20 protein-coding genes and 1 tRNA gene are annotated in these 17,561 nt (G+C 67.9%); 7 read left to right on the top strand and 14 right to left on the bottom strand.

What is annotated here, in order from left to right:
- The first annotated feature begins 49 nt into the window (after positions 1–49).
- Positions 50–460 (top strand): MerR family transcriptional regulator, encoded by a 411-nt coding sequence (locus tag K3A84_RS05870; protein ID WP_225008396.1) that lies wholly within the window; start codon positions 50–52, stop codon positions 458–460.
- Here the strand turns inward: K3A84_RS05870 and maiA are convergent.
- Genes maiA through hppD form a run of 3 tightly spaced genes read right to left on the bottom strand, consistent with a single transcriptional unit; the run spans position 457 to position 2,764 of the window.
- Positions 457–1,095 carry a maleylacetoacetate isomerase gene (gene maiA / locus K3A84_RS05865; RefSeq protein ID WP_225008395.1) on the bottom strand — a complete coding sequence of 213 codons (639 nt, stop codon included), beginning with the start codon at positions 1,093–1,095 and terminating at the stop codon, positions 457–459. The genes K3A84_RS05870 and maiA overlap by 4 nt on opposite strands.
- Complete coding sequence (locus tag K3A84_RS05860; RefSeq protein ID WP_225008394.1) at positions 1,092–1,649, bottom strand: VOC family protein; 558 nt, start codon at positions 1,647–1,649, stop codon at positions 1,092–1,094. Before K3A84_RS05860 ends, maiA begins: the two co-directional genes overlap by 4 nt.
- A complete protein-coding gene (gene hppD, locus K3A84_RS05855; RefSeq protein WP_225008393.1) occupies positions 1,646–2,764 on the bottom strand; it encodes a 4-hydroxyphenylpyruvate dioxygenase in 1,119 nt (372 codons plus the stop codon). Before hppD ends, K3A84_RS05860 begins: the two co-directional genes overlap by 4 nt.
- A gap of 131 nt (positions 2,765–2,895) precedes the next feature.
- Here hppD and K3A84_RS05850 point away from each other — a divergent pair, with 131 nt between their 5' ends.
- Positions 2,896–3,357 carry an Lrp/AsnC family transcriptional regulator gene (locus K3A84_RS05850; protein WP_225008392.1) on the top strand — a complete coding sequence of 154 codons (462 nt, stop codon included), beginning with the start codon at positions 2,896–2,898 and terminating at the stop codon, positions 3,355–3,357.
- A 54-nt stretch (positions 3,358–3,411) separates the two neighbouring features.
- On the opposite strand, the gene K3A84_RS05845 is transcribed toward K3A84_RS05850, so the two are convergent.
- Positions 3,412–3,498: transfer RNA gene (locus tag K3A84_RS05845), tRNA-Leu, on the bottom strand.
- Positions 3,499–3,639: 141 nt separating this feature from the next.
- Positions 3,640–4,434 (bottom strand): zinc-ribbon domain-containing protein, encoded by a 795-nt coding sequence (locus K3A84_RS05840; RefSeq protein WP_225008892.1) that lies wholly within the window; start codon positions 4,432–4,434, stop codon positions 3,640–3,642.
- Between the two features lie 204 nt (positions 4,435–4,638).
- On the opposite strand from K3A84_RS05840, the gene ftsE reads away from it, so the two are divergent.
- The 5 genes from ftsE to K3A84_RS05815 are packed head-to-tail and all read left to right on the top strand — an operon-like array spanning position 4,639 to position 8,853.
- Positions 4,639–5,376, top strand: a complete 738-nt coding sequence (gene ftsE / locus K3A84_RS05835; RefSeq protein ID WP_225008391.1) for a cell division ATP-binding protein FtsE — start codon at positions 4,639–4,641, stop codon at positions 5,374–5,376.
- Positions 5,373–6,302: a cell division protein FtsX gene (locus K3A84_RS05830; protein WP_225008390.1), complete on the top strand. Its 930-nt coding sequence runs from the start codon at positions 5,373–5,375 to the stop codon at positions 6,300–6,302. The genes ftsE and K3A84_RS05830 overlap by 4 nt, the downstream gene beginning before the upstream one ends.
- Positions 6,303–6,313: 11 nt before the next feature.
- Positions 6,314–6,862 (top strand): YdcF family protein, encoded by a 549-nt coding sequence (locus tag K3A84_RS05825; RefSeq protein ID WP_225008389.1) that lies wholly within the window; start codon positions 6,314–6,316, stop codon positions 6,860–6,862.
- Positions 6,863–6,872: 10 nt separating this feature from the next.
- Positions 6,873–7,592 (top strand): lysophospholipid acyltransferase family protein, encoded by a 720-nt coding sequence (locus K3A84_RS05820; protein ID WP_225008388.1) that lies wholly within the window; start codon positions 6,873–6,875, stop codon positions 7,590–7,592.
- Entirely contained in the window at positions 7,585–8,853 is a 1,269-nt protein-coding gene (locus K3A84_RS05815) for an NRAMP family divalent metal transporter (RefSeq protein ID WP_225008387.1), read from the top strand. The genes K3A84_RS05820 and K3A84_RS05815 overlap by 8 nt, the downstream gene beginning before the upstream one ends.
- A gap of 17 nt (positions 8,854–8,870) precedes the next feature.
- On the opposite strand, the gene K3A84_RS05810 is transcribed toward K3A84_RS05815, so the two are convergent.
- The 9 genes from K3A84_RS05810 to K3A84_RS05770 form a co-directional block, all read right to left on the bottom strand.
- Entirely contained in the window at positions 8,871–9,794 is a 924-nt protein-coding gene (locus K3A84_RS05810) for a prephenate/arogenate dehydrogenase family protein (RefSeq protein WP_225008386.1), read from the bottom strand.
- Positions 9,791–10,924, bottom strand: coding sequence for a histidinol-phosphate transaminase (gene hisC, locus K3A84_RS05805; RefSeq protein ID WP_225008385.1), 1,134 nt, complete (start codon positions 10,922–10,924; stop codon positions 9,791–9,793). The genes K3A84_RS05810 and hisC overlap by 4 nt, the downstream gene beginning before the upstream one ends.
- A gap of 57 nt (positions 10,925–10,981) precedes the next feature.
- On the bottom strand, positions 10,982–11,683 hold the full coding sequence (locus K3A84_RS05800) for a hypothetical protein (protein ID WP_225008384.1): 702 nt from the start codon (positions 11,681–11,683) through the stop codon (positions 10,982–10,984).
- A gap of 163 nt (positions 11,684–11,846) precedes the next feature.
- Entirely contained in the window at positions 11,847–13,259 is a 1,413-nt protein-coding gene (locus tag K3A84_RS05795) for an ammonium transporter (protein ID WP_225008383.1), read from the bottom strand.
- Positions 13,260–13,280: 21 nt separating this feature from the next.
- A complete protein-coding gene (locus K3A84_RS05790; protein ID WP_225008382.1) occupies positions 13,281–13,619 on the bottom strand; it encodes a P-II family nitrogen regulator in 339 nt (112 codons plus the stop codon).
- 193 nt (positions 13,620–13,812) lie between these two features.
- Positions 13,813–14,523 (bottom strand): endonuclease/exonuclease/phosphatase family protein, encoded by a 711-nt coding sequence (locus K3A84_RS05785; protein ID WP_225008381.1) that lies wholly within the window; start codon positions 14,521–14,523, stop codon positions 13,813–13,815.
- A 14-nt stretch (positions 14,524–14,537) separates the two neighbouring features.
- Positions 14,538–15,095 (bottom strand): pyridoxamine 5'-phosphate oxidase family protein, encoded by a 558-nt coding sequence (locus K3A84_RS05780; protein WP_225008380.1) that lies wholly within the window; start codon positions 15,093–15,095, stop codon positions 14,538–14,540.
- Positions 15,095–15,967: an alpha/beta fold hydrolase gene (locus K3A84_RS05775; RefSeq protein WP_225008379.1), complete on the bottom strand. Its 873-nt coding sequence runs from the start codon at positions 15,965–15,967 to the stop codon at positions 15,095–15,097. The genes K3A84_RS05780 and K3A84_RS05775 overlap by 1 nt, the downstream gene beginning before the upstream one ends.
- Before the next feature lie 47 nt (positions 15,968–16,014).
- On the bottom strand, positions 16,015–17,541 hold the full coding sequence (locus K3A84_RS05770; RefSeq protein WP_225008378.1) for a peptide chain release factor 3: 1,527 nt from the start codon (positions 17,539–17,541) through the stop codon (positions 16,015–16,017).
- Between the last annotated feature and the right edge of the window lie 20 nt (positions 17,542–17,561).

Raw genomic sequence — 17,561 nt, 5'->3', positions numbered from 1 at the left:
TCTTGTCCCAACGCATATAGCATCCGTACCATGGTACGGAGTCAAGGGCATGGCGACGAAAAATTCCGACGAGCCGCGCGCCTTCACCATCGCCCGGCTGGCCGATGCCGGTGGCGTCGGGGTGGAGACGGTGCGCTTCTACCAGCGCCGTGGACTGCTGGCCGAGCCGGAGCGGACCGGCGGCGTGCGCCGCTACGGGCCCGAGGACGTCAAGCGGCTGCGCTTCGTGCGCGCGGCGCAGGCGGCAGGCTTCACGCTCGACGAGATCGCGCACCTGCTGCGGCTCGATTCCACCGAAGACCGCGCCGCTGCCCGCGCCATGGCGCAAGGCCGCGTCGCCGCGCTCGATGCCAGGATCGCCGAACTGCAGGCCGCGCGCGATGCGCTGGCGCGCCTCGCCACGCGCTGCGCGCACGAAGGCGCCGGGCCCTGCCCGATCCTCTCCGCGTTCGAAGGTTAGGGCGCGTCGGGCTGGCTCTCCGGCGCGGCCTGCCGGAACGCGGGCAAGGCAGCGCAGCGCGCGTCGATAGCCACGATGCGCGGATAGGGCGAAAGGTCCACGCCAAACCTGCGCGCCGAACCGACCTGCGGCACAAGGCAGCACTCGACCAAGCCCGGCGCAGCGCCATGGGCGAAATCGCCGCCCTGTTCGCCGATCATGCCTTCCAGCGCCGCGAATCCCGCCCCGATCCAGCGCGCGATCCATGCCGACACCGCCGCTTCGTCGGCGCCCAGATCACGGCGCAGGCTTTGCAATACGCGCAGGTTGTTGAGCGGGTGGATGTCGCAGGCCACCACTTGCGCCATGGCCCGCACCCGCGCGCGGCCCAGCGCATCGGCGGGCAGCAGCGCGGGCGTGGGGAATGTCTCCTCCAGCCACTCGATCATCGCCAGCGACTGCGTCAGCACCGCCCCGCCGATGTCGAGCGCGGGCACCAGCCCCTGCGGATTGAGCGCGCGATAGGCAGCTTCACCTTGCGCCCCGGTGCGCAGGTCATGCGGCACCTGTTCGTACGCCAGCCCCTTCAGCGCCAGCGCGATCCGCACCCGCCATGCCGCGCCCGATCGCCAGTAGCCATGCAGCGTCAGGCTCATGCCGGCCTGTCCGCGTCCGGATCCTGGTGCAGCCACGCCGCGTGCCGGGGCGCGCGTTTCGTGGCGCTCCACTCCTCCAGCATCGTCGGCGCCAGTTCGGCCAGTTCTGCATATTGCTCCGCCGTGCCGATGTTGCAGGCCAGCTCCAGCCGGTGCCCGTTGGGATCGAAGAAATAGATCGAGCGGAACACCCCGTGATAGGTCGGCCCCAGCACGTCGATCCCCTGCGCCTCCAGATGCGCCTTGGCCGCCAGCAGCGCGGGCACGTCCGCCACTTCGAAGGCGATGTGCTGCACCCATGCGGGCGTGTTGGGATCGCGCCCCATCTCGGGCTGGTTCGGCAGCTCGAAGAACGCCAGCACGTTGCCCCCGCCGCAATCGAGGAACACGTGCATGTACGGATCGTCCTCGCCGGTCGAGGGCACCTTGTCCTCGGCAAAGGCGGTCGTGTAGCGCATCCCCATCACGCGCTCGTACCAGTCGACCGTCTCCTTCGCGTCGCGGCAACGATAGGCGACGTGGTGGATGCGCTCCAGCTTCGGGGGCGTCGTCATGCCGCATCCTCCCCGATCTTCAGCGCGCCACGGCGCAGCTGGTCGCGCTCCATCGACTGGAACAGCGCGGTGAAGTTGCCTTCGCCGAAGCCTTCGTCCTTCTTGCGCTGGATGAATTCGAAGAACACCGGGCCGATCTGCGTTTCCGAAAAGATCTGCAACAACAGCCGTGGATCGCCCTTCTCGGTCGAACCATCGAGCAGGATGCCGCGCTTCTGCAGTTCCTCCACCGGCTCGCCGTGGCCGGGCAGGCGCTCGGCGAGCATCTCGTAGTAAGTTGCAGGCGGCGCGGTCATGAACGGGGTGCCCGTGGCCTTGAGCCTGTCCCAGCCGCCCAGCAGGTCGTCGCAGGCAAAGGCGATGTGCTGGATCCCCTCGCCGTTGTAGGCGCGCAGGAACTCCTCGATCTGCCCGCCCCCGGCCTTTGCCTCCTCGTTCAGCGGGATGCGGATCTTGCCATCGGGCGCGGTCATCGCGCGGCTGGTGAGGCCGGTATATTCGCCCTTGATGTCGAAATAGCGGATCTCGCGGAAGCCGAACACGCGTTCGTAGAACGCCGCCCAATGCGCCATGCGCCCGCCATAGACGTTGTGCGTGAGGTGATCGATGGTGTGGAAGCCCGCGCCCACCGGATGGCGATCGACGCCCGGCAGGTATTCGAAATCGATGTCATAGATCGACAGGTCGCCCTGCGGCGCGCCTTCGTAGCGGTCGATCAGGTAGATGATCGAGCCACCGATGCCGCGAATGGCGGGCAGGCGCAGTTCCATTGGCCCGGTCGTCACTTCCACCGGCTCCGCCCCCCGTTCGATCGCGGCGGCATAGGCGCTGGCCGCGTTGCGCACGCGCCAGCCCATGCCGCATGCCGAAGGGCCGTGTTCGGCGGCGAAATAGGCGGCCGGGCTGCGCGGTTCGTGGTTGGCGATCAGGTTGATTCCGCCCTGCCGCCACAGTTGCACCGCCTTGGAGCGGTGGTTGGCGATATGCGTGAAGCCCATCCGCGCGAACACCGGATCGAGCGTGCCGGGCTCGGGGGCCGAAAACTCGATGAACTCGAACCCGTCCAGGCCGAGCGGGTTGTCGAACAGGTCGGTGCTGGCCGGTTGCGCGTTCACGCCTCTCTCCATTGTTCTTGCTCGCCGATCCTACCACGAAGCGCTTGCGCCGTCCGCGCATTGTGAGCATTGAATGGACCATCAGGCGCGCACATGGCGCACCCATCCCTCAATTGACGCACGAGTGACGCATGGACGACATGGACCGCAGGATTTTGGCGCAGCTACAGAGCGATTCCGGTCGCTCGCACGCCGATCTGGCCGAGGTGGTCGGTCTGTCCGCCTCGCAGGTTTCGCGCCGCATCGCGCGGTTGCAGGCCGATGGCGTGATCCGCGGGCAGGTCGCCCTGCTCGATGAACAGGCCCTGGGGCTGCAGGTGGAAGCCTTCGTCGCAGTGGCCATGGCGAGCTACGCACCCGAAGTGGTGCGCGCCTTTCACGAGCGGATATCCTCGCTCGAAGAAGTGCTCGATTGCTGCGCGACGACGGGCGATTCCGACTATCTGCTGCGCATCGTCGCGCACGACCTGCGCGCCTATTCGCGGCTGATGAACGAACAGCTGCTGGGCCACGGCGATGTCGCCAGCGTGCGCTCCAGCGTGGTGCTGGACCGGATCAAGCAGACCACCGCCCTGCCCCTGCCCCACGCATGAACCGCAAGCACGGGGGCGCCCGAAGGCGTCGATCACATTTTCGATTGAACTGACTGGTGCGGTCGAGAAGACTCGAACTTCCACGGGCTTTCGCCCACAACGACCTCAACGTTGCGCGTCTACCAATTCCGCCACGACCGCATAATCGTCAGAGTGCCAGGGCTTCGGCAAGGCCGGAAGCAGGCGCCCCGTCGGGGTAGGAGCGCGCCCCTAGCAAACGACTCGAAGGGGCGCAACAACCATTGCAGGATTTTTTCACAACCCCTGCGCGTGGCGCTGTGCCTACTCCGGCTTCCAGCCGATTTCCGCGACTTTGGCGCTCTTCGGCACGTCGGTGACCGCTTCGTTGATCGTCACGCTCTCGCCGGGCTTCAGGCTCGCCTTGGGCGGCGTCACGTCCCAGGTGTAGACCACGCGGTCCTTGGCATCGCGCAGCACGATCAGGATCGGCGGCACGTCGCGCACGTCCTTGCCGACATTCGTGACGGTGCCGCTCGCGCCGAAATATTCGGTGCCGTTGGGCAGGGTGCGGCGATCCTGCCGCTCGGCCGGGAAGGACAGTTCCAGCTCGGTCTGCGCCGGGCCGAAGGTGGGGCGCGCCACCGGCAGCCAGTCGGGCATCCCGAACCAGGCGACCGCGCCGATCAGCGCCGCCACCAGCAATGCAAAGGCGAGCGCGGCGGCCGTCCACAGCTTCGCCATGTTGCGACGCGGGCGGAACGGCGGCTCATGCTCGAAGCTCGACGGAGCGTCCTCGAACGCGTCTGCCGCTTCATCGGCAAAACCGTACTTGCGCGGCACGCTGGGCGCGGGCGGCAGCGGCTCTTCCGCCGGCGCGACGGCGACGGGTGCTACCGGTGTGGGCGACGCGACGGGCGATTCCGGGCTAGGCTCGGGCGCAGGCGCGGCAGCGACCGGCGGCGGCGCGACCTGCGCTTCTTCCCGCTCGGGCAGGTCCGGCCCTTGCTGGAACCAGCTGTGGCGGCACTTGGCGCAGCGGACGGTGCGGCCTTCCACACCGATCGCGCTGTCGGGAATGACATAGCGCGTCGAGCAGGCGGGACAGGCAATGATCATGACCGATGGTCTAAGCATGGCGCACAGGGGCGAAACAATAGCCCGACCCCCCGCAAAATGCGTCCCCAGCCTTTTTTCCACATGGATTGACGCCTATAGCCACGCAATCGACAGCCGCTCGATATAGAAGGCCCACGCAATTCACAGGCATCGCGCCGCCGGAGGGTCCGGCGCAGCAAGGCCACAGAGGTCCGCCGCAGCATCATGACCAAGCCCGATGCCGAAATCGTCCATTTCGACAATGTCGGACTGCGTTACGGCGCGGACAAGGAAGTGCTGACCGACATCTCGTTCACGCTCTATCCGGGCTGCTTCTATTTCCTGACCGGCGCGAGCGGCGCGGGCAAGAGCAGCCTGCTGCGCCTGCTCTACCTCGCGCAGCGCCCTTCGCGCGGGCTGATCCGCATGTTCGGCACCGACGCCATCACCCTCCCGCGCGAACGCCTGCCCGGCTTTCGCCGCCGCATCGGCGTGGTCTTCCAGGACTTCCGCCTCGTCCCCCACCTTTCCGCGTTCGACAACGTGGCCCTGCCCTTGCGCGTGGCGGGCGTCAGCGAGCGCGAGATCGCCCGGCCCGTCGCCGACATGCTCGATTGGGTGGGCCTGGGCGATCGCCAGCACGCGCGGCCCGCTACGCTGTCGGGCGGAGAGCAGCAGCGCGTCGCCATCGCCCGCGCGGTGATCGCCCGGCCCGACATGCTGGTGGCCGACGAGCCCACCGGCAACGTCGATCCCGACATGGCGATGAAACTGATGCGCCTGTTCGAAAGCCTGAACCGGCTGGGCACCACCGTGGTCGTCGCCACGCACGACGTGCACCTGATCGGCAAGGTCGAAGGCAGCCTGCTGATGCGGCTCGACAAGGGACGGCTGGCCGATCCGACCGGCGCGCTGCGCTATCCCCCGCGCCGCGATGCGTCGACAGAGTTGGCCGCGCCATGACGCTGTTCGGCCGTTCCCTGTCGATCCCCCTGCCCTTCCGGCGCGATCCCGGCGATGCGCGCCTGCTGCCGCAGGGCCACCTTTCCGGCCCCATGCCCTGGGTGATCGCCATCATGATCGCGCTGACCGTGATCGCGGCGGGCAGCGGTCTTGCGCTGCGCAAGGCCGCGCGCGCCGCCAGCGCCGATCTCGAAGGCGGCGTCACCGTGCAGATCGTCACCGCCGCGCCCGTCGAACGCGACCGCCAGGCCGCTGCCGCGCTCGCCGCGCTGAAGGCCGCGCCCGGCCTTGCCACGGTACGCCGCGTGCCGCAGGGCCAGCTCGAGGACCTCCTCGCTCCGTGGCTCGGCACGCGCCCCGGCGACGATGTCGAAGCGCTGCCCATCCCAGCGCTCATCGACGTGCGCCTGTCCGCGCCCGCCACGCCCGATCGCATCGCCGCGCTGCGCGCCCGCATCGTGCCGGTCGCGCCCGCAGCGCGGATCGATGCCCAGGCCAGCTGGCTCGCCCCGGTGTTCGGCGCGATCGGCGCGCTGCAATGGCTGGCAGGCGGGCTCATCGCCACGCTGGCCTTCGCCACCGTCGCCAGCGTGCTGCTCGCTTCGCGCAATGCACTGGGCAACCACCGCGAAACGATCGAGATCGTCCACATGCTCGGCGGCACCGACCGCCAGATCGCGCGCGTGTTCCAGCGCGGCATGGCGGTCGACGGCGCGGTCGGCGGGCTGGCGGGCCTCGTTGCGGGGGTCGGCGTGCTGCTTGCGCTGGGCCGGGCCTTCGCCCCCCTCGGCTCGGGATTGGCGGGCCCTGCCATGCTCGGCTGGACCGACTGGCTGGCGCTGGCCGCGATCCCCATGCTCGGCGTGGTCCTGGCGGTGCTGACCGCGCGCCTGACGGTGCTCGCAGCGCTGCGGCAGATGCTGTAGGGATGGCCCGTATGCGCAAGCCCCCCGGCCTTTTCCGCCGCCTGCTTTCGGCCGTGCTCCTGCTGTGGGCGCTGGGATTCCTGTGGTTCGCGATCGCGCTGCCCCAGCCTGCGGGCGACGTGCGCACCGATGGCGTCGTGGCGCTGACCGGCGGCGGCGGACGCATCCCGCGCGCCATCGCGGTGCTGGACAAGGGGCTGGCGAAGAAACTGCTGGTCGCGGGCGTCGATACCGAAGTGCGCCCGCGCGAGTTCGCCGCCGAATACGACGTTCCGGCCCGCCTGCTCGCCTGCTGCGTGACGCTCGGTTATGAAAGCGTCGATACCCGCTCGAACGCGCAGGAAGCCGCGCGCTGGATCGCGGCGCAGAACATCGGCTCGGTCCGCCTCGTCACCACCGACTGGCACATGCGCCGCGCCGCGTTCGATCTGGCGCTGGCCGGGCCGAAGGGCCTCGTCATCGTGGAAGATGCGGTGCGCTCGCGCCCCAGCCTGAAGATCCTTTTCATCGAATACAACAAGCTGCTCGCGCGCGTGGTCGTCTGGGCCGCAGGCTGGTAGGACCCGCGCCATGACCGAATCCTCCGCGGCCCGCCCGGCCGACATCGCGCGCACCATCGCCTTCTATCTGGTGTTCTACCTCGGCTCGGTGCCGCTGGTGCTCGCGTCGACCGCGACGGCGTCGTTCTCGCTCGTGCTGTTCCGCAAGATCGTCCGCGCCTGGGCCGCATGGCATCGCGGGTGCGCGCGGCACCTGCTCGGCATCCGGCTCGATGTCGAAGGCTACGAACCGCGCAGCGGCGTGCTCTATGCGATCAAGCACGAATCCTTCTTCGAAGCGATCGACATGCCGCGCCAGTTCACCCTGCCCGTGGTCTTCGCCAAGGCCGAACTGCTGCGCATCCCCCTGTGGGGTTCGACCGGAGCGCGCTACGGCCTGATCGGGGTGGAGCGCGAGGCCGGGGCCAAGGCGCTGCGCGCCATGATCAGCGAAGCGCGCCATCGCATCGCCGACGGGCGCCCGCTGGTGATCTTCCCCGAAGGCACCCGCGTTCCCCACGGTACGCAGCGCCCGCTGCAATCGGGCTTTGCCGGGATCTACAAGCTGCTGGGCCTGCCGGTGATCCCGGTCGCGGTCGACAGCGGCCCGCTGTACCACCGCCTGTGGAAGCGCAGCGGCACGATCCGCTATCGCTTCGGTGCAGAGATTCCACCCGGCCTGCCGCGCGAGGAGATCGAGGCGCGCGTCCATGCCGCGATCAACGCGCTGAACCCGACGCCCGATGCCTGAGGACCAGCCCGCCGACGACACGCGTCGCAACCCGCTCGAAGTGCTCGGCCCCGGCCTCGTCACCGGCGCGGCCGACGATGATCCTTCGGGGATCGGCACCTACAGCCAGGTCGGCGCGCAGTTCGGCTATGCGCTGCCCTGGGCGCTGCTGTTCAGCTATCCGCTGATGGTCGCCATCCAGGAGATCTGCGCCCGCGTCGGCGCCAGCACGGGCCTGGGCATCGCGCAGAACCTCAAGGAGCACTATCCCCGTTCGCTGCTGCGCGCGGTGGTGGTGCTGCTGCTCATCGCCAACGTGTTCAATCTCGGCGCGGACCTCGGCGCCATGGGCGCGGCCTTTGCCCTGATCGTGCCCGGCCCGGTCCTGCCCGCGACGATCGCCTTCGGCATCGCCAGCATCATCCTTGAAGTGTTCGTCTCCTACCAGCGCTATGCCGCCGTGCTCAAGTGGGCCACGCTGTCGCTGTTCTCCTACTTCGCGGTGGTGGTGCTGGCCGGGGTCGACTGGCCCGCCGCGATCCACGGCACTATCGTGCCGCATTTCCGGTTCGACAGCGACCACGTCATGGCGCTGGTCGCGGTGCTCGGCACGACGATCAGCCCGTACCTGTTCTTCTGGCAATCTGCGCAGGAGGTGGAGGAGCAGCACCGCCGCCACGTCAAGCCGCTCTGCGTATCGCCGCGCACCGCCGGACCGGAACTCAAGCGCATTCGTACCGATACGCTGGTCGGCATGGGCTTTTCCAACCTGACCGCGATCGTCATCGTCATCGCCACCGCAGCAACGCTGCACAAGGCGGGCATCACCCAGATCGACAGCGCGGTCGAAGCCGCCAGCGCGCTGCGGCCGCTGGCGGGCGACCTTGCCTTCGTGCTGTTCGCGATCGGCATCATCAGCACGGGCCTGCTGGCCGTGCCGGTGCTGGCAGGCTCTGCCGCTTATGCCGTGGCCGAAACGTTCGGCTGGCGCGAAGGGCTGGCCCGCCGCCCGCGCGAGGCCAAGGCGTTCTACGCGGTGATCGCGCTGGCGACGCTCGCCGGGGTGGCGATGAACTTCCTGGCGATCAACCCGATGAAGGCGCTGTACTGGTCGGCGGTTCTCAACGGCCTGCTCGCCCCACCGCTGATGTTCGTGACGATGCTGATCGCCCGCAACAAGGCGGTCATGGGCGAAATGGCGATTTCGCGCGGGCTGGCCTTCGGTGGCTGGCTCTCCACCGCGGTGATGGCGGCGGTGGCGATCCTGTTCCTGGTGATCTGACCTTCAACCCCTGAACGTCAATCCTTGCCGTTGTGGTCACTTCGCCCGAAGTCGGGGCGCGCGTCGTCCTGGCCCATTTCGATGATGCCGCGCCGGATCGCGCGGGTGCGGGTGAAGTGATCGAACAGCGTGTCGCCATCGCGCTTGCGGATGGCCTTCTGCAATTCGGTCAGGTCTTCGGTGAAGCGCTGGAGCATTTCCAGCACCGCTTCGCGATTGGTCAGGAACACGTCGCGCCACATCGTCGGGTCGGACGCGGCGATGCGGGTGAAGTCGCGGAAGCCGCCCGCCGAATACTTGATCACCTCGCTCTGCGTCACTTCTTCGAGGTCAGACGCCGTGCCGACGATGGTATAGGCGATCAGGTGCGGCAGGTGGCTGGTCACCGCCAGCACGCGGTCGTGGTGCTCGGCCTCCATCGTTTCGACCTTTGCCCCCAGCGCCTCCCAGAACGCGGTCAGCGCCGCGACGTGTGCGAGGTCCGCATCGGCGGGCGGGGTGACGATGCACCAGCGGTTGTGGAACAGCGTGGCAAAGCCCGCATCCGGCCCGCTCTGCTCGGTGCCCGCGACCGGATGCGACGGGATCACCGCATGGTTGGGCAACGCAGCCGTCAGCTGCTCCATCACGCTGGCCTTGCTCGATCCCACGTCGGTCACCAGCGCATCGGCGGGTAGGTCCAACGCCAGCGCCTGTGCCGCCGCGCCCATCGCGCCCACCGGCACGCACAGCACCACGAGGTCCGCCCCGGCGACCGCTTCGCCCGGCGTTTCGGCCACGGTCCCCGCCAGCGCGATCGCGCGCGCCCGCGCCCGCACGCTCGCATCGGCGTCATAGCCGGTCGTCGTCGCCTCGGGCAGATAGCGCTGCACCGCGCGCAGCACCGATCCGCCGAGCAGGCCCAGCCCGATCACCGCCACATGGCGAAAGGTTGCGCTCATTTCGCGGCTTCGGCCATAGTCCGCAGCGCGGCGGCGATCTCGTCCATCTGCCCCGCCGTGCCGATGGTGATCCTCAGGCACTGCGGCAGCCCCTGCCCCGGCAGCCAGCGCGTGATGTAGCCATGCTCCATCAGCCCTTCATAGGCGGCTTCGGCGGTCAGCTTGCCCGAAAACTCGATCAGCACGAAGTTCGCCTCGCTCGGCAGCGGGCGCAGCCCGTGGTTGCCGAGCGCGTTCAGGGCCTCGACGAACCGCGCGCGCTCGGCGGCGTTGTGCAGGCGGCTGGCCTCGACGAAGCCTTGGTCCGCCACCGCCGCCAGCCCCGCCGCCTGCCCGGTCAGCGAAACGTTGAACGGCCCGCGAATGCGGTTGAGCATGTCGACCAGCGCGGCATCGCCCGTCGCCCAGCCGATGCGCTCGCCCGCAAGGCCATAGATCTTGGAGAAGGTGCGCGTCACCAGCACGTTGCTGGCCGACGCCGCCAGTTCCAGCGCACCGTCGCTGTGTTCGGGCGCGACATATTCGGCATAGGCCTGATCAAGCACCAGCAGGATATCGGGCCGCAGCCCCGCGTGCAGCCGCGCCACTTCGTCACGGCCGATATAGCTGCCCGTCGGGTTGTTCGGATTGGCGAGGAACACCACGCGGGTCCGCTCGGTCACCGCCGCCAGCAGCGCGTCGACATCGGTGCCATAGTCCTTGTCGGGCGCCACCACCGGCGTCGCCCCGCAGCGCCGCGCGGCGATGTCATAGACCGAAAAGCCGTAGCGCACGTAGAGCACTTCGTCGCCCACGCCCGCGAAGGCCTGCGCCGCAAGGTTGAGCAATTCGTCCGAGCCCGTGCCCATGACGATGCGATCGGCCGCGATGCCGTGCAGCGCGCCCAGGCCTGCGCGCAAGTCCGTGCTGTCGGGATCGGGATAACGCGACGGATCGAGCGCCGCCGCGCGCGCGGCGAGCGCCGCCTTGCTCGTCCCCAGCGGGTTCTCGTTGGCCGAAAGCTTGGTCAGCGGGCGGCCGTCCTTGCCGCTCGACTTGCCCGGCACATAGGCATGGATGCCCAGGATCCAGTCCTTGGGCGTGGGCCGATTTGCCGAAGCGGTCGAAGCGGGGGTCTGCTGGTCTGCCATCTTGGCTGCGCGCCTTAGCGCCCCGGCGCGGCCAAGGGAACCGCCTTGCGCGCGCCCTTAGCGGTCGAAGCGGTAGAACTTCATCGCGCCCTCGCCCCGGTGCAGCACCAGCGCGGTGCCTTGCGGATCGAGGCAGGCCTTGTCGAAGCGCACCTTGCCCATATCGTTGGGCACCAGCGTCACCAGCAGGCGCCGCGCCGCGTCGAAGGGAAAGCGCGGGCTGGTCAGGTCGTGTACCGGCTCGATCAGTTCGATCCAGCGCGGCAGGCGCTTCTCGTCGGGCGGCAGCGTCCAGCCGTCCTCCAGCGTATAACCTCCGGCCAGCGCGGCCGTGTCGCCCCCGTCGCCGAAGCCGACGCGCACCCCGATCCCCGCGATCCCGCTGCCGTTGGGCCAGACCACGCGCACTGTCGGCCCCTTGGCCACCGACTTCGCGGCCCACGCGGGCGGCTGGGGGGTGGGCTCGGTGGTCAGGCACGTGCGCGCGCCCACGAACTCCCACCGGCCCGACGCCTCCTCGTCGAGCGCGCCGGCGGCAAGGCGGTACTCGAAACGACGGTCGGCGGTGATCGCCAGCGTGCCGGCCACGTCCGGCCCGGCATCCAGCCGATACGTGCCCGTCAACTCGACCGGCACGAGCGCGGGCGGCGGCGCAGGCTTGTCCTTGCGTCGCGCCTCGGCCGTGCCCGTCGCCAGCAGCATGGCCAGCGCCAGGGTCGTGGTGCAGGCGCGCACGGCAGGATGATGGGCGATTCGCATGATGTCGAGTGTGCGCCTTCCGTGCCCCCACGAAAAGAGGCCGGAAGCGGGCTAGCGCTTCCGGCCTTAGTCTGTTCGCAGGAGGAACATCGTCTGGCGGGTCCGGGGGTTGAGAGGGAGAGGATCGGCTCCCCCGGCCCCGCCAAGTCTGGAAACTTCGGGATCAGTAGTTGTAGGCGCGTTCGCCGTGTTCGGTGATGTCGAGGCCTTCGCGCTCGGCTTCCTGGGTCGGACGCAGACCGATGGTCTTGTCGAGCAGGATGAAGAGCACCGCCGAGACGCCGCCCGAAAGCACCAGCGTCAGGACCACGGCCTTGAGCTGGGTGATGAACTGCGCCGCCATGTCGTACTTGCCGGCAACGGCGGGGAACACGGTGTAGTCGATCCAGCCCTGGCCGCCGAGCGCCGGGTCCGCGACGATCGCGGTGCCCAGCGCGCCGACGATGCCGCCGATGCAGTGGACGCCGAAGACGTCGAGGGTGTCGTCGTACTTGAGCGCGTTCTTCACGGTCGAGACGAAGACGAAGCAGATCGGCGAAACGATGAGGCCAAGGACGATCGAGGTCATCGGTGCGGCGAAGCCCGAAGCCGGGGTGATCGCGACGAGGCCGGCGACAGCACCCGAGGCAGCGCCCAGCATGGAAGGCTTGCCGTGCTTGATCTGCTCGACGATCGACCAGGAGACGGCAGCAGCGGCGGTGGCGACGAAGGTGTTGATGAAGGCAAGGGCGGCAAGGCCGTTGGCTTCAAGGTTGGAACCGGCGTTGAAGCCGAACCAGCCCACCCACAGCAGCGAAGCGCCGATCATGGTCATGGTCAGCGAGTGCGGCGGAGTGGCTTCCTTGCCATAGCCGAGGCGCTTGCCGATCACGAGGCAGCCGACGAGGCCAGCGATACCGGCGTTGATGTGAACGACCGTGCCGCCCGCAAAGTCCAGCGCGCCCCAGCCATAGAGCAGGCCGGCATCCGCGGTGTTGTCCGACAGGAAGTCGGGGCCTGCGAAGTACCACACCATGTGCGCCATCGGGAAATAGACCAGCGTCAGCCACAGCACCGTGAAGATCATCAGCGGGGTGAACTTCACGCGTTCGGCAAAGGCGCCGACGATCAGCGCCGGCGTGATGCAGGCGAAGGTCATCTGGAAGATGACGTAGGCGTATTCGGGGATGTAGACGTTGTTGGAGAACGTCGCGGCATACGTGGACGCCGAAACCCCGGCGAGGAAGGCCTTGGACAGCCCGCCGACGTAGGGCGAACCGCCCGTGAACGCCATCGAGTAGCCCCAGCTGACCCAGCACAGCGCCGCAACCGACACGATCATGAAGACCTGCATCAGCACCGAGAGCATGTTCTTGGTGCGCACCAGGCCACCATAGAACAGCGCGAGCGCCGGGATGCTCATCAGCAGGACGAGCGTGGACGAAAGCAACATCCAGGTGGTGTCGCCCTTGTTGACCATCGTGGCCATCTGTTCGACGGACGGCGCCTTGATCGGCGCGCCTTGCGCAAACGCGGTGGCGGCGGCGCCGAGCGAAAGCCCCAGCCCGGCTGCGCCACTGATCATCTTTCGGATCATATGGTTACCCCTCATATCGGTTCAGAGCGCCGTATCGCCGGTCTCGCCGGTGCGGATGCGCGTGGCAGACGCGAGGTCGAGCACGAAGATCTTGCCGTCGCCGATGGCTTCGGTGCTCGCGGTCTGCTGGATGGTTTCGATGATCTGCGGCGCAAGATCGTCGCTCGCGGCGATCTCGATCTTCACCTTGGGCAGCATGTTGGTCGAATACTCGGCGCCGCGATAGATCTCGGTCTGGCCCTTCTGACGGCCAAAACCCTTCACTTCCGACACCGTCATCCCGGCGACGCCCAGACCCGACAGCGCTTCGCGCACCTCGTCGAGCTTGAACGGCTTGATGATGGCGATGATGAACTTCATTCATGCCCCCTTTTCAGCCTACCCGCCGGGCGACCCGCCGGCACAAAAGGTAAAAGCAAGGAGCGTGCCAAATGCACGAATTGGCGGAAATCAGCGAAACAAGGGAACCGGCACCCGGTCCGGCGCATTGAGCCGCGCCCGATTCTTGTGCACTGCGAAACGGCAGGCTTGCCTAAATTTTAGGCAGCCCCGCTCAGGCGGGAAGCGCCAGCCGTGCAAAGACGGGCAGATGGTCCGATGCCACCGCCGCCAGCGTGCTGCGGTGCACGCCGATATCGTCCACCGCCCATTCGCCGCTCACCACGATGCGATCGAGCTGCGCGAGCGGCCTGCGCGCGGGAAAGCTGCGGCCGGGCGCCAGCACGCTATGGTGCGGATCGAACGCGCCCAGCGCCCCGCCGTTGCGCGACCATTCGTTGAGATCGCCCATCATCACGGCCGGCGCATCGCCCTCGCACCCCGCAAGGTGATCGCAGACTGCGCGCACCTGGTGCCTTCGGCGCAGGCCCGACAGGTCGAGATGCATTCCCACCACGCGCAAGCGCCGCCCCGCCACCGCCAGTTCGGCGCAGACCGCGCCGCGCGGCTCCAGCGTGGGCAGCGCCACCGCGCGCACGTCCAGCACCTCGATCCCGCGCCGCACCAGCAGCACGTTGCCGTGCCAGCCAAGGCTCATCGGCCGCATCCCCGGCGCGACCGGCATCCACGGGCTGTGATCGTCGAGGATATCGCGCGGGATCACCGCTTCGCGCGCGCCGAAGCGCCGGTCCGCTTCCTGCAACGCGATCACGTCGGCGTCGATCTCGCGCAGCACCGACACGATCCGGTCGGGATCGCGCCGCCGGTCCAGCCCCACGCCCTTGTGGATGTTGTAGCTGGCAAAGGTCAGGCGAAGCGGAGCCACGTTGCGGCCCCGCCCTATGGCGCCCCGAAGTAGCGGTCGGTCGGCCGCGTCGGCAACCCGTCGATGCTGGTTGTGCGCCCCGCCGTCTTGGTCATCCACGCCTGTTCGTCGGCCTGCGCGTGGTACTTCACCAGCGTGTGCCGCTCGGCGGAAAGCTCCATCACCGGCACACCCCAGCCGCAGCTGGTCTGCACGCTGTCCACCGCGATGTCGAAGATCTGGCGCGTGCCCGGCAGGATCTCGAAATGCGCGGCAAGGTCCGCCCAGTCGGCATCCTGCGGCAGCACCGCCCGGCCCGTACCATAGAGCCGCAGGATCAGCGGCGGCTGGCCGAAATTGCACATCATCACCGTGATGCGCCCATCGGCGGCAAGGTGCGCGTGGGTCTCGTTGCCCGATCCCGCCAGGTCGAGATAGGCAACCCGGTTCGGCCCCAGCACGCGAAACGCGTCATAACCCTTGGGCGACAGGTTGATGCGCCCTTCCGCCGCCGCCGTGGCGATGAAAAATACAGCCTGCCCACCGATCATCGCCTCGTGTTCGGGGAGGATCCGATCGGTGAACGTCGCCATCAGAGAAAGTCCTTCAACGTCGCGATGAAGCGGTCGAACTGGTCATGGTGCAGCCAGTGCCCGGCGTTCTCGAACTCGACCACGGTGGCATTGCGGAAATGCTGGATACGGCCATCGCGTTCCGGATTGCCCGCGGTCGAATCCGCACCGTTGAGCAGCAGCGTCGGGCAGGTGATCGCATTCCACAGCCCGTGCAGCTGGTCGAGGCTGATGTCATAGGGCGCGCCATCGACGTTGAGGTGCGGATCGAACTTCCAGCTGAATGTGCCATCCTCGTTGCGGTTGATGCCGTGGATGGTCAGGTGCCGCGCCTGCACGTCGGTCAGGTACGGGTTCTCGCTCTTCATGCGCGCATAGGCGTCTTCGAGCGTGGGATAGCGGCGCGGCAGGCGGCCCGCCGCCTTGCGCTTCTCGCCGATGAAATCGCGCACGCGCCGCGCGAACGGCACGTTCTTCAGCATCGCCTCGCGCTCGGGCGTGGGGAAGATGCCCTCGATCGCCACCAGCTTGCGCACGTTCTCGGGGAACAGCCCGGCATAGCGCAGGCTGGTGTTGGCGCCCCACGAATGCGACACGATCGTCACGGGCGCCAGGTCGAGCTGGTGGATCAGCTGCGCCACGTCATAGACGAGGTCCATCGTGCGATAGTTGCCGTCAGACGTCCATTCGCTGTCGCCATGCCCGCGATGGTCCATGGCGATCACGTGCCAGTCGTCGCGCAGCGCCTCTGCCGTCCAGTCCCACGACCGGCAATGGTCGCGCCCGCCGTGGACGAGCAGCAGCGGCGGCTTGTCCGCATTGCCCCAGTCGACATAGTGCAGCCGCAGGCGTTGCGAGATGAAGGTGTTCGAGGTCGGGCCAAGCAGGTTCATGCCCCGCTACCTGCAACCGTTGGGCCGGGGGCGCAACCCCCGGGACACTACCTTTCCTTGGTGGCCGAAAAGGTCAGCTCCGGATTGCGTTCCTGCTGGTAGCTCACGTCCCACGCCGATCGCGCCATGAACACCGGGTCGCCGTCGCGATCCTTGGCCAGGTTCGACAGGTTGAAGTCGGCAAAGCCCTTGAGCGCGGCGTCGCTGCCCTTGATCCAGCGCGCGGTGTCGAAGGGCGAAGGCTCCAGCCCCGCCTCCACCTTGTATTCCGCTTCCAGCCGCGAAATCAGCACGTCGAGCTGCAGTTGCCCGACCACGCCGACGATCCACTGGCTGCCGATCTCGGGATAGAACACCTGGATCACGCCCTCTTCGGACAAGTCGTCCAGCGCCTTGCGCAACTGCTTGGTCTTGGTCGGGTCCTTCAGCGCCACGCGCCGCAGGATTTCGGGCGCGAAGTTGGGCAGGCCGGTAAAGCGCAGGTCGTTCTTCTCGCTCAGCGTGTCGCCCACGCGCAGCGTGCCGTGATTGGGAATGCCGATGATGTCGCCCGCCTCGGCGGTATCGGCGATCTCGCGGTCCTGCGCGAAGAACAGGATCGGCGAATGCACCGCGATCGGCTTGCCCAGGCCCGACGGCGTCAGCTTCATGCCGCGCTTGAACGTGCCCGACACCATGCGCATGAACGCGATGCGGTCGCGGTGCTGCGGGTCCATGTTGGCCTGCACCTTGAAGATGAAGCCGGTCACGTCGCTGCGTTCCGGGTCGATCGTGCCCTGGTCCGACGATTGCGGACGCGGCGGCGGCGCGAACCGCGCGATCGCGTCGATCAGTTCGGCCACGCCGAAGTTCTTGAGCGCCGACCCGAAATAGACCGGCGTCAGGTCGCCGTGGCGGTACGCCTCGATATCGAATTCGGGATAGCCCGCCTGCGCCAGCTCGATTTCCTCGGCGATATCGTCGGGAATCATACCCTCGGCCACCGGGTCGCGCTTGCCGAGGAACTCGCGGCTGTCGCCCTCGGGCCGCGCGATGGTGTTGGTGGCAAAGTCCAGTACGCCCTGGAAGATGCCGCCCATGCCGATCGGCCAGGACATCGGCACCACGTCGAGCGCCAGCGCGTCGGCCACTTCGTCCAGCGTCTCGAAGACGGAGCGCCCTTCGCGGTCGACCTTGTTGACGAACGTGATGATCGGCACCGAACGCATCCGGCACACTTCGAACAGCTTGCGCGTCTGCGGCTCGATGCCCTTGGCCGCGTCGATCACCATGATCGCCGAATCGACCGCGGTCAGCGTGCGATAGGTGTCTTCGGAAAAGTCCTCGTGGCCCGGCGTGTCGAGCAGGTTGAAGACGATCCCGTCCTTCTGGAACGTCATCACCGAGCTGGTCACGGAAATCCCGCGCTGCTGCTCGATCTTCATCCAGTCCGATCGCGCGCGCCGCGCCGCGCCGCGGGCCTTAACCTCACCGGCAAGGTGGATCGCGCCGCCTTGCAGCAGCAGCTTTTCGGTAAGGGTCGTCTTACCGGCGTCAGGGTGCGAAATGATGGCGAAGGTGCGGCGATTGGACATGGGGACCGCCCCTAGCGAAG

The sequence above is a fragment of the Novosphingobium percolationis genome (genome assembly GCF_020179425.1).
In the GTDB taxonomy this organism is placed as follows: Bacteria; Pseudomonadota; Alphaproteobacteria; order Sphingomonadales; family Sphingomonadaceae; genus Novosphingobium; species Novosphingobium percolationis.
This window is presented reverse-complemented; position numbering and strand designations above follow the sequence as displayed.

What these genes read in the sequence shown, in the direction of transcription:
- K3A84_RS05870 (WP_225008396.1), top strand. Translation starts at nt 50, where the DNA reads ATGGCGACGAAAAATTCCGACGAGCCGCGCGCCTTCACCATCGCCCGG.
- maiA (WP_225008395.1), bottom strand. Translation starts at nt 1,095, where the DNA reads ATGAGCCTGACGCTGCATGGCTACTGGCGATCGGGCGCGGCATGGCGG.
- K3A84_RS05860 (WP_225008394.1), bottom strand. Translation starts at nt 1,649, where the DNA reads ATGACGACGCCCCCGAAGCTGGAGCGCATCCACCACGTCGCCTATCGT.
- K3A84_RS05850 (WP_225008392.1), top strand. Translation starts at nt 2,896, where the DNA reads ATGGACGACATGGACCGCAGGATTTTGGCGCAGCTACAGAGCGATTCC.
- K3A84_RS05840 (WP_225008892.1), bottom strand. Translation starts at nt 4,434, where the DNA reads ATGATCATTGCCTGTCCCGCCTGCTCGACGCGCTATGTCATTCCCGAC.
- ftsE (WP_225008391.1), top strand. Translation starts at nt 4,639, where the DNA reads ATGACCAAGCCCGATGCCGAAATCGTCCATTTCGACAATGTCGGACTG.
- K3A84_RS05830 (WP_225008390.1), top strand. Translation starts at nt 5,373, where the DNA reads ATGACGCTGTTCGGCCGTTCCCTGTCGATCCCCCTGCCCTTCCGGCGC.
- K3A84_RS05825 (WP_225008389.1), top strand. Translation starts at nt 6,314, where the DNA reads ATGCGCAAGCCCCCCGGCCTTTTCCGCCGCCTGCTTTCGGCCGTGCTC.
- K3A84_RS05820 (WP_225008388.1), top strand. Translation starts at nt 6,873, where the DNA reads ATGACCGAATCCTCCGCGGCCCGCCCGGCCGACATCGCGCGCACCATC.
- K3A84_RS05815 (WP_225008387.1), top strand. Translation starts at nt 7,585, where the DNA reads ATGCCTGAGGACCAGCCCGCCGACGACACGCGTCGCAACCCGCTCGAA.
- K3A84_RS05810 (WP_225008386.1), bottom strand. Translation starts at nt 9,794, where the DNA reads ATGAGCGCAACCTTTCGCCATGTGGCGGTGATCGGGCTGGGCCTGCTC.
- hisC (WP_225008385.1), bottom strand. Translation starts at nt 10,924, where the DNA reads ATGGCAGACCAGCAGACCCCCGCTTCGACCGCTTCGGCAAATCGGCCC.
- K3A84_RS05800 (WP_225008384.1), bottom strand. Translation starts at nt 11,683, where the DNA reads ATGCGAATCGCCCATCATCCTGCCGTGCGCGCCTGCACCACGACCCTG.
- K3A84_RS05795 (WP_225008383.1), bottom strand. Translation starts at nt 13,259, where the DNA reads ATGATCCGAAAGATGATCAGTGGCGCAGCCGGGCTGGGGCTTTCGCTC.
- K3A84_RS05790 (WP_225008382.1), bottom strand. Translation starts at nt 13,619, where the DNA reads ATGAAGTTCATCATCGCCATCATCAAGCCGTTCAAGCTCGACGAGGTG.
- K3A84_RS05780 (WP_225008380.1), bottom strand. Translation starts at nt 15,095, where the DNA reads ATGGCGACGTTCACCGATCGGATCCTCCCCGAACACGAGGCGATGATC.
- K3A84_RS05775 (WP_225008379.1), bottom strand. Translation starts at nt 15,967, where the DNA reads ATGAACCTGCTTGGCCCGACCTCGAACACCTTCATCTCGCAACGCCTG.
- K3A84_RS05770 (WP_225008378.1), bottom strand. Translation starts at nt 17,541, where the DNA reads ATGTCCAATCGCCGCACCTTCGCCATCATTTCGCACCCTGACGCCGGT.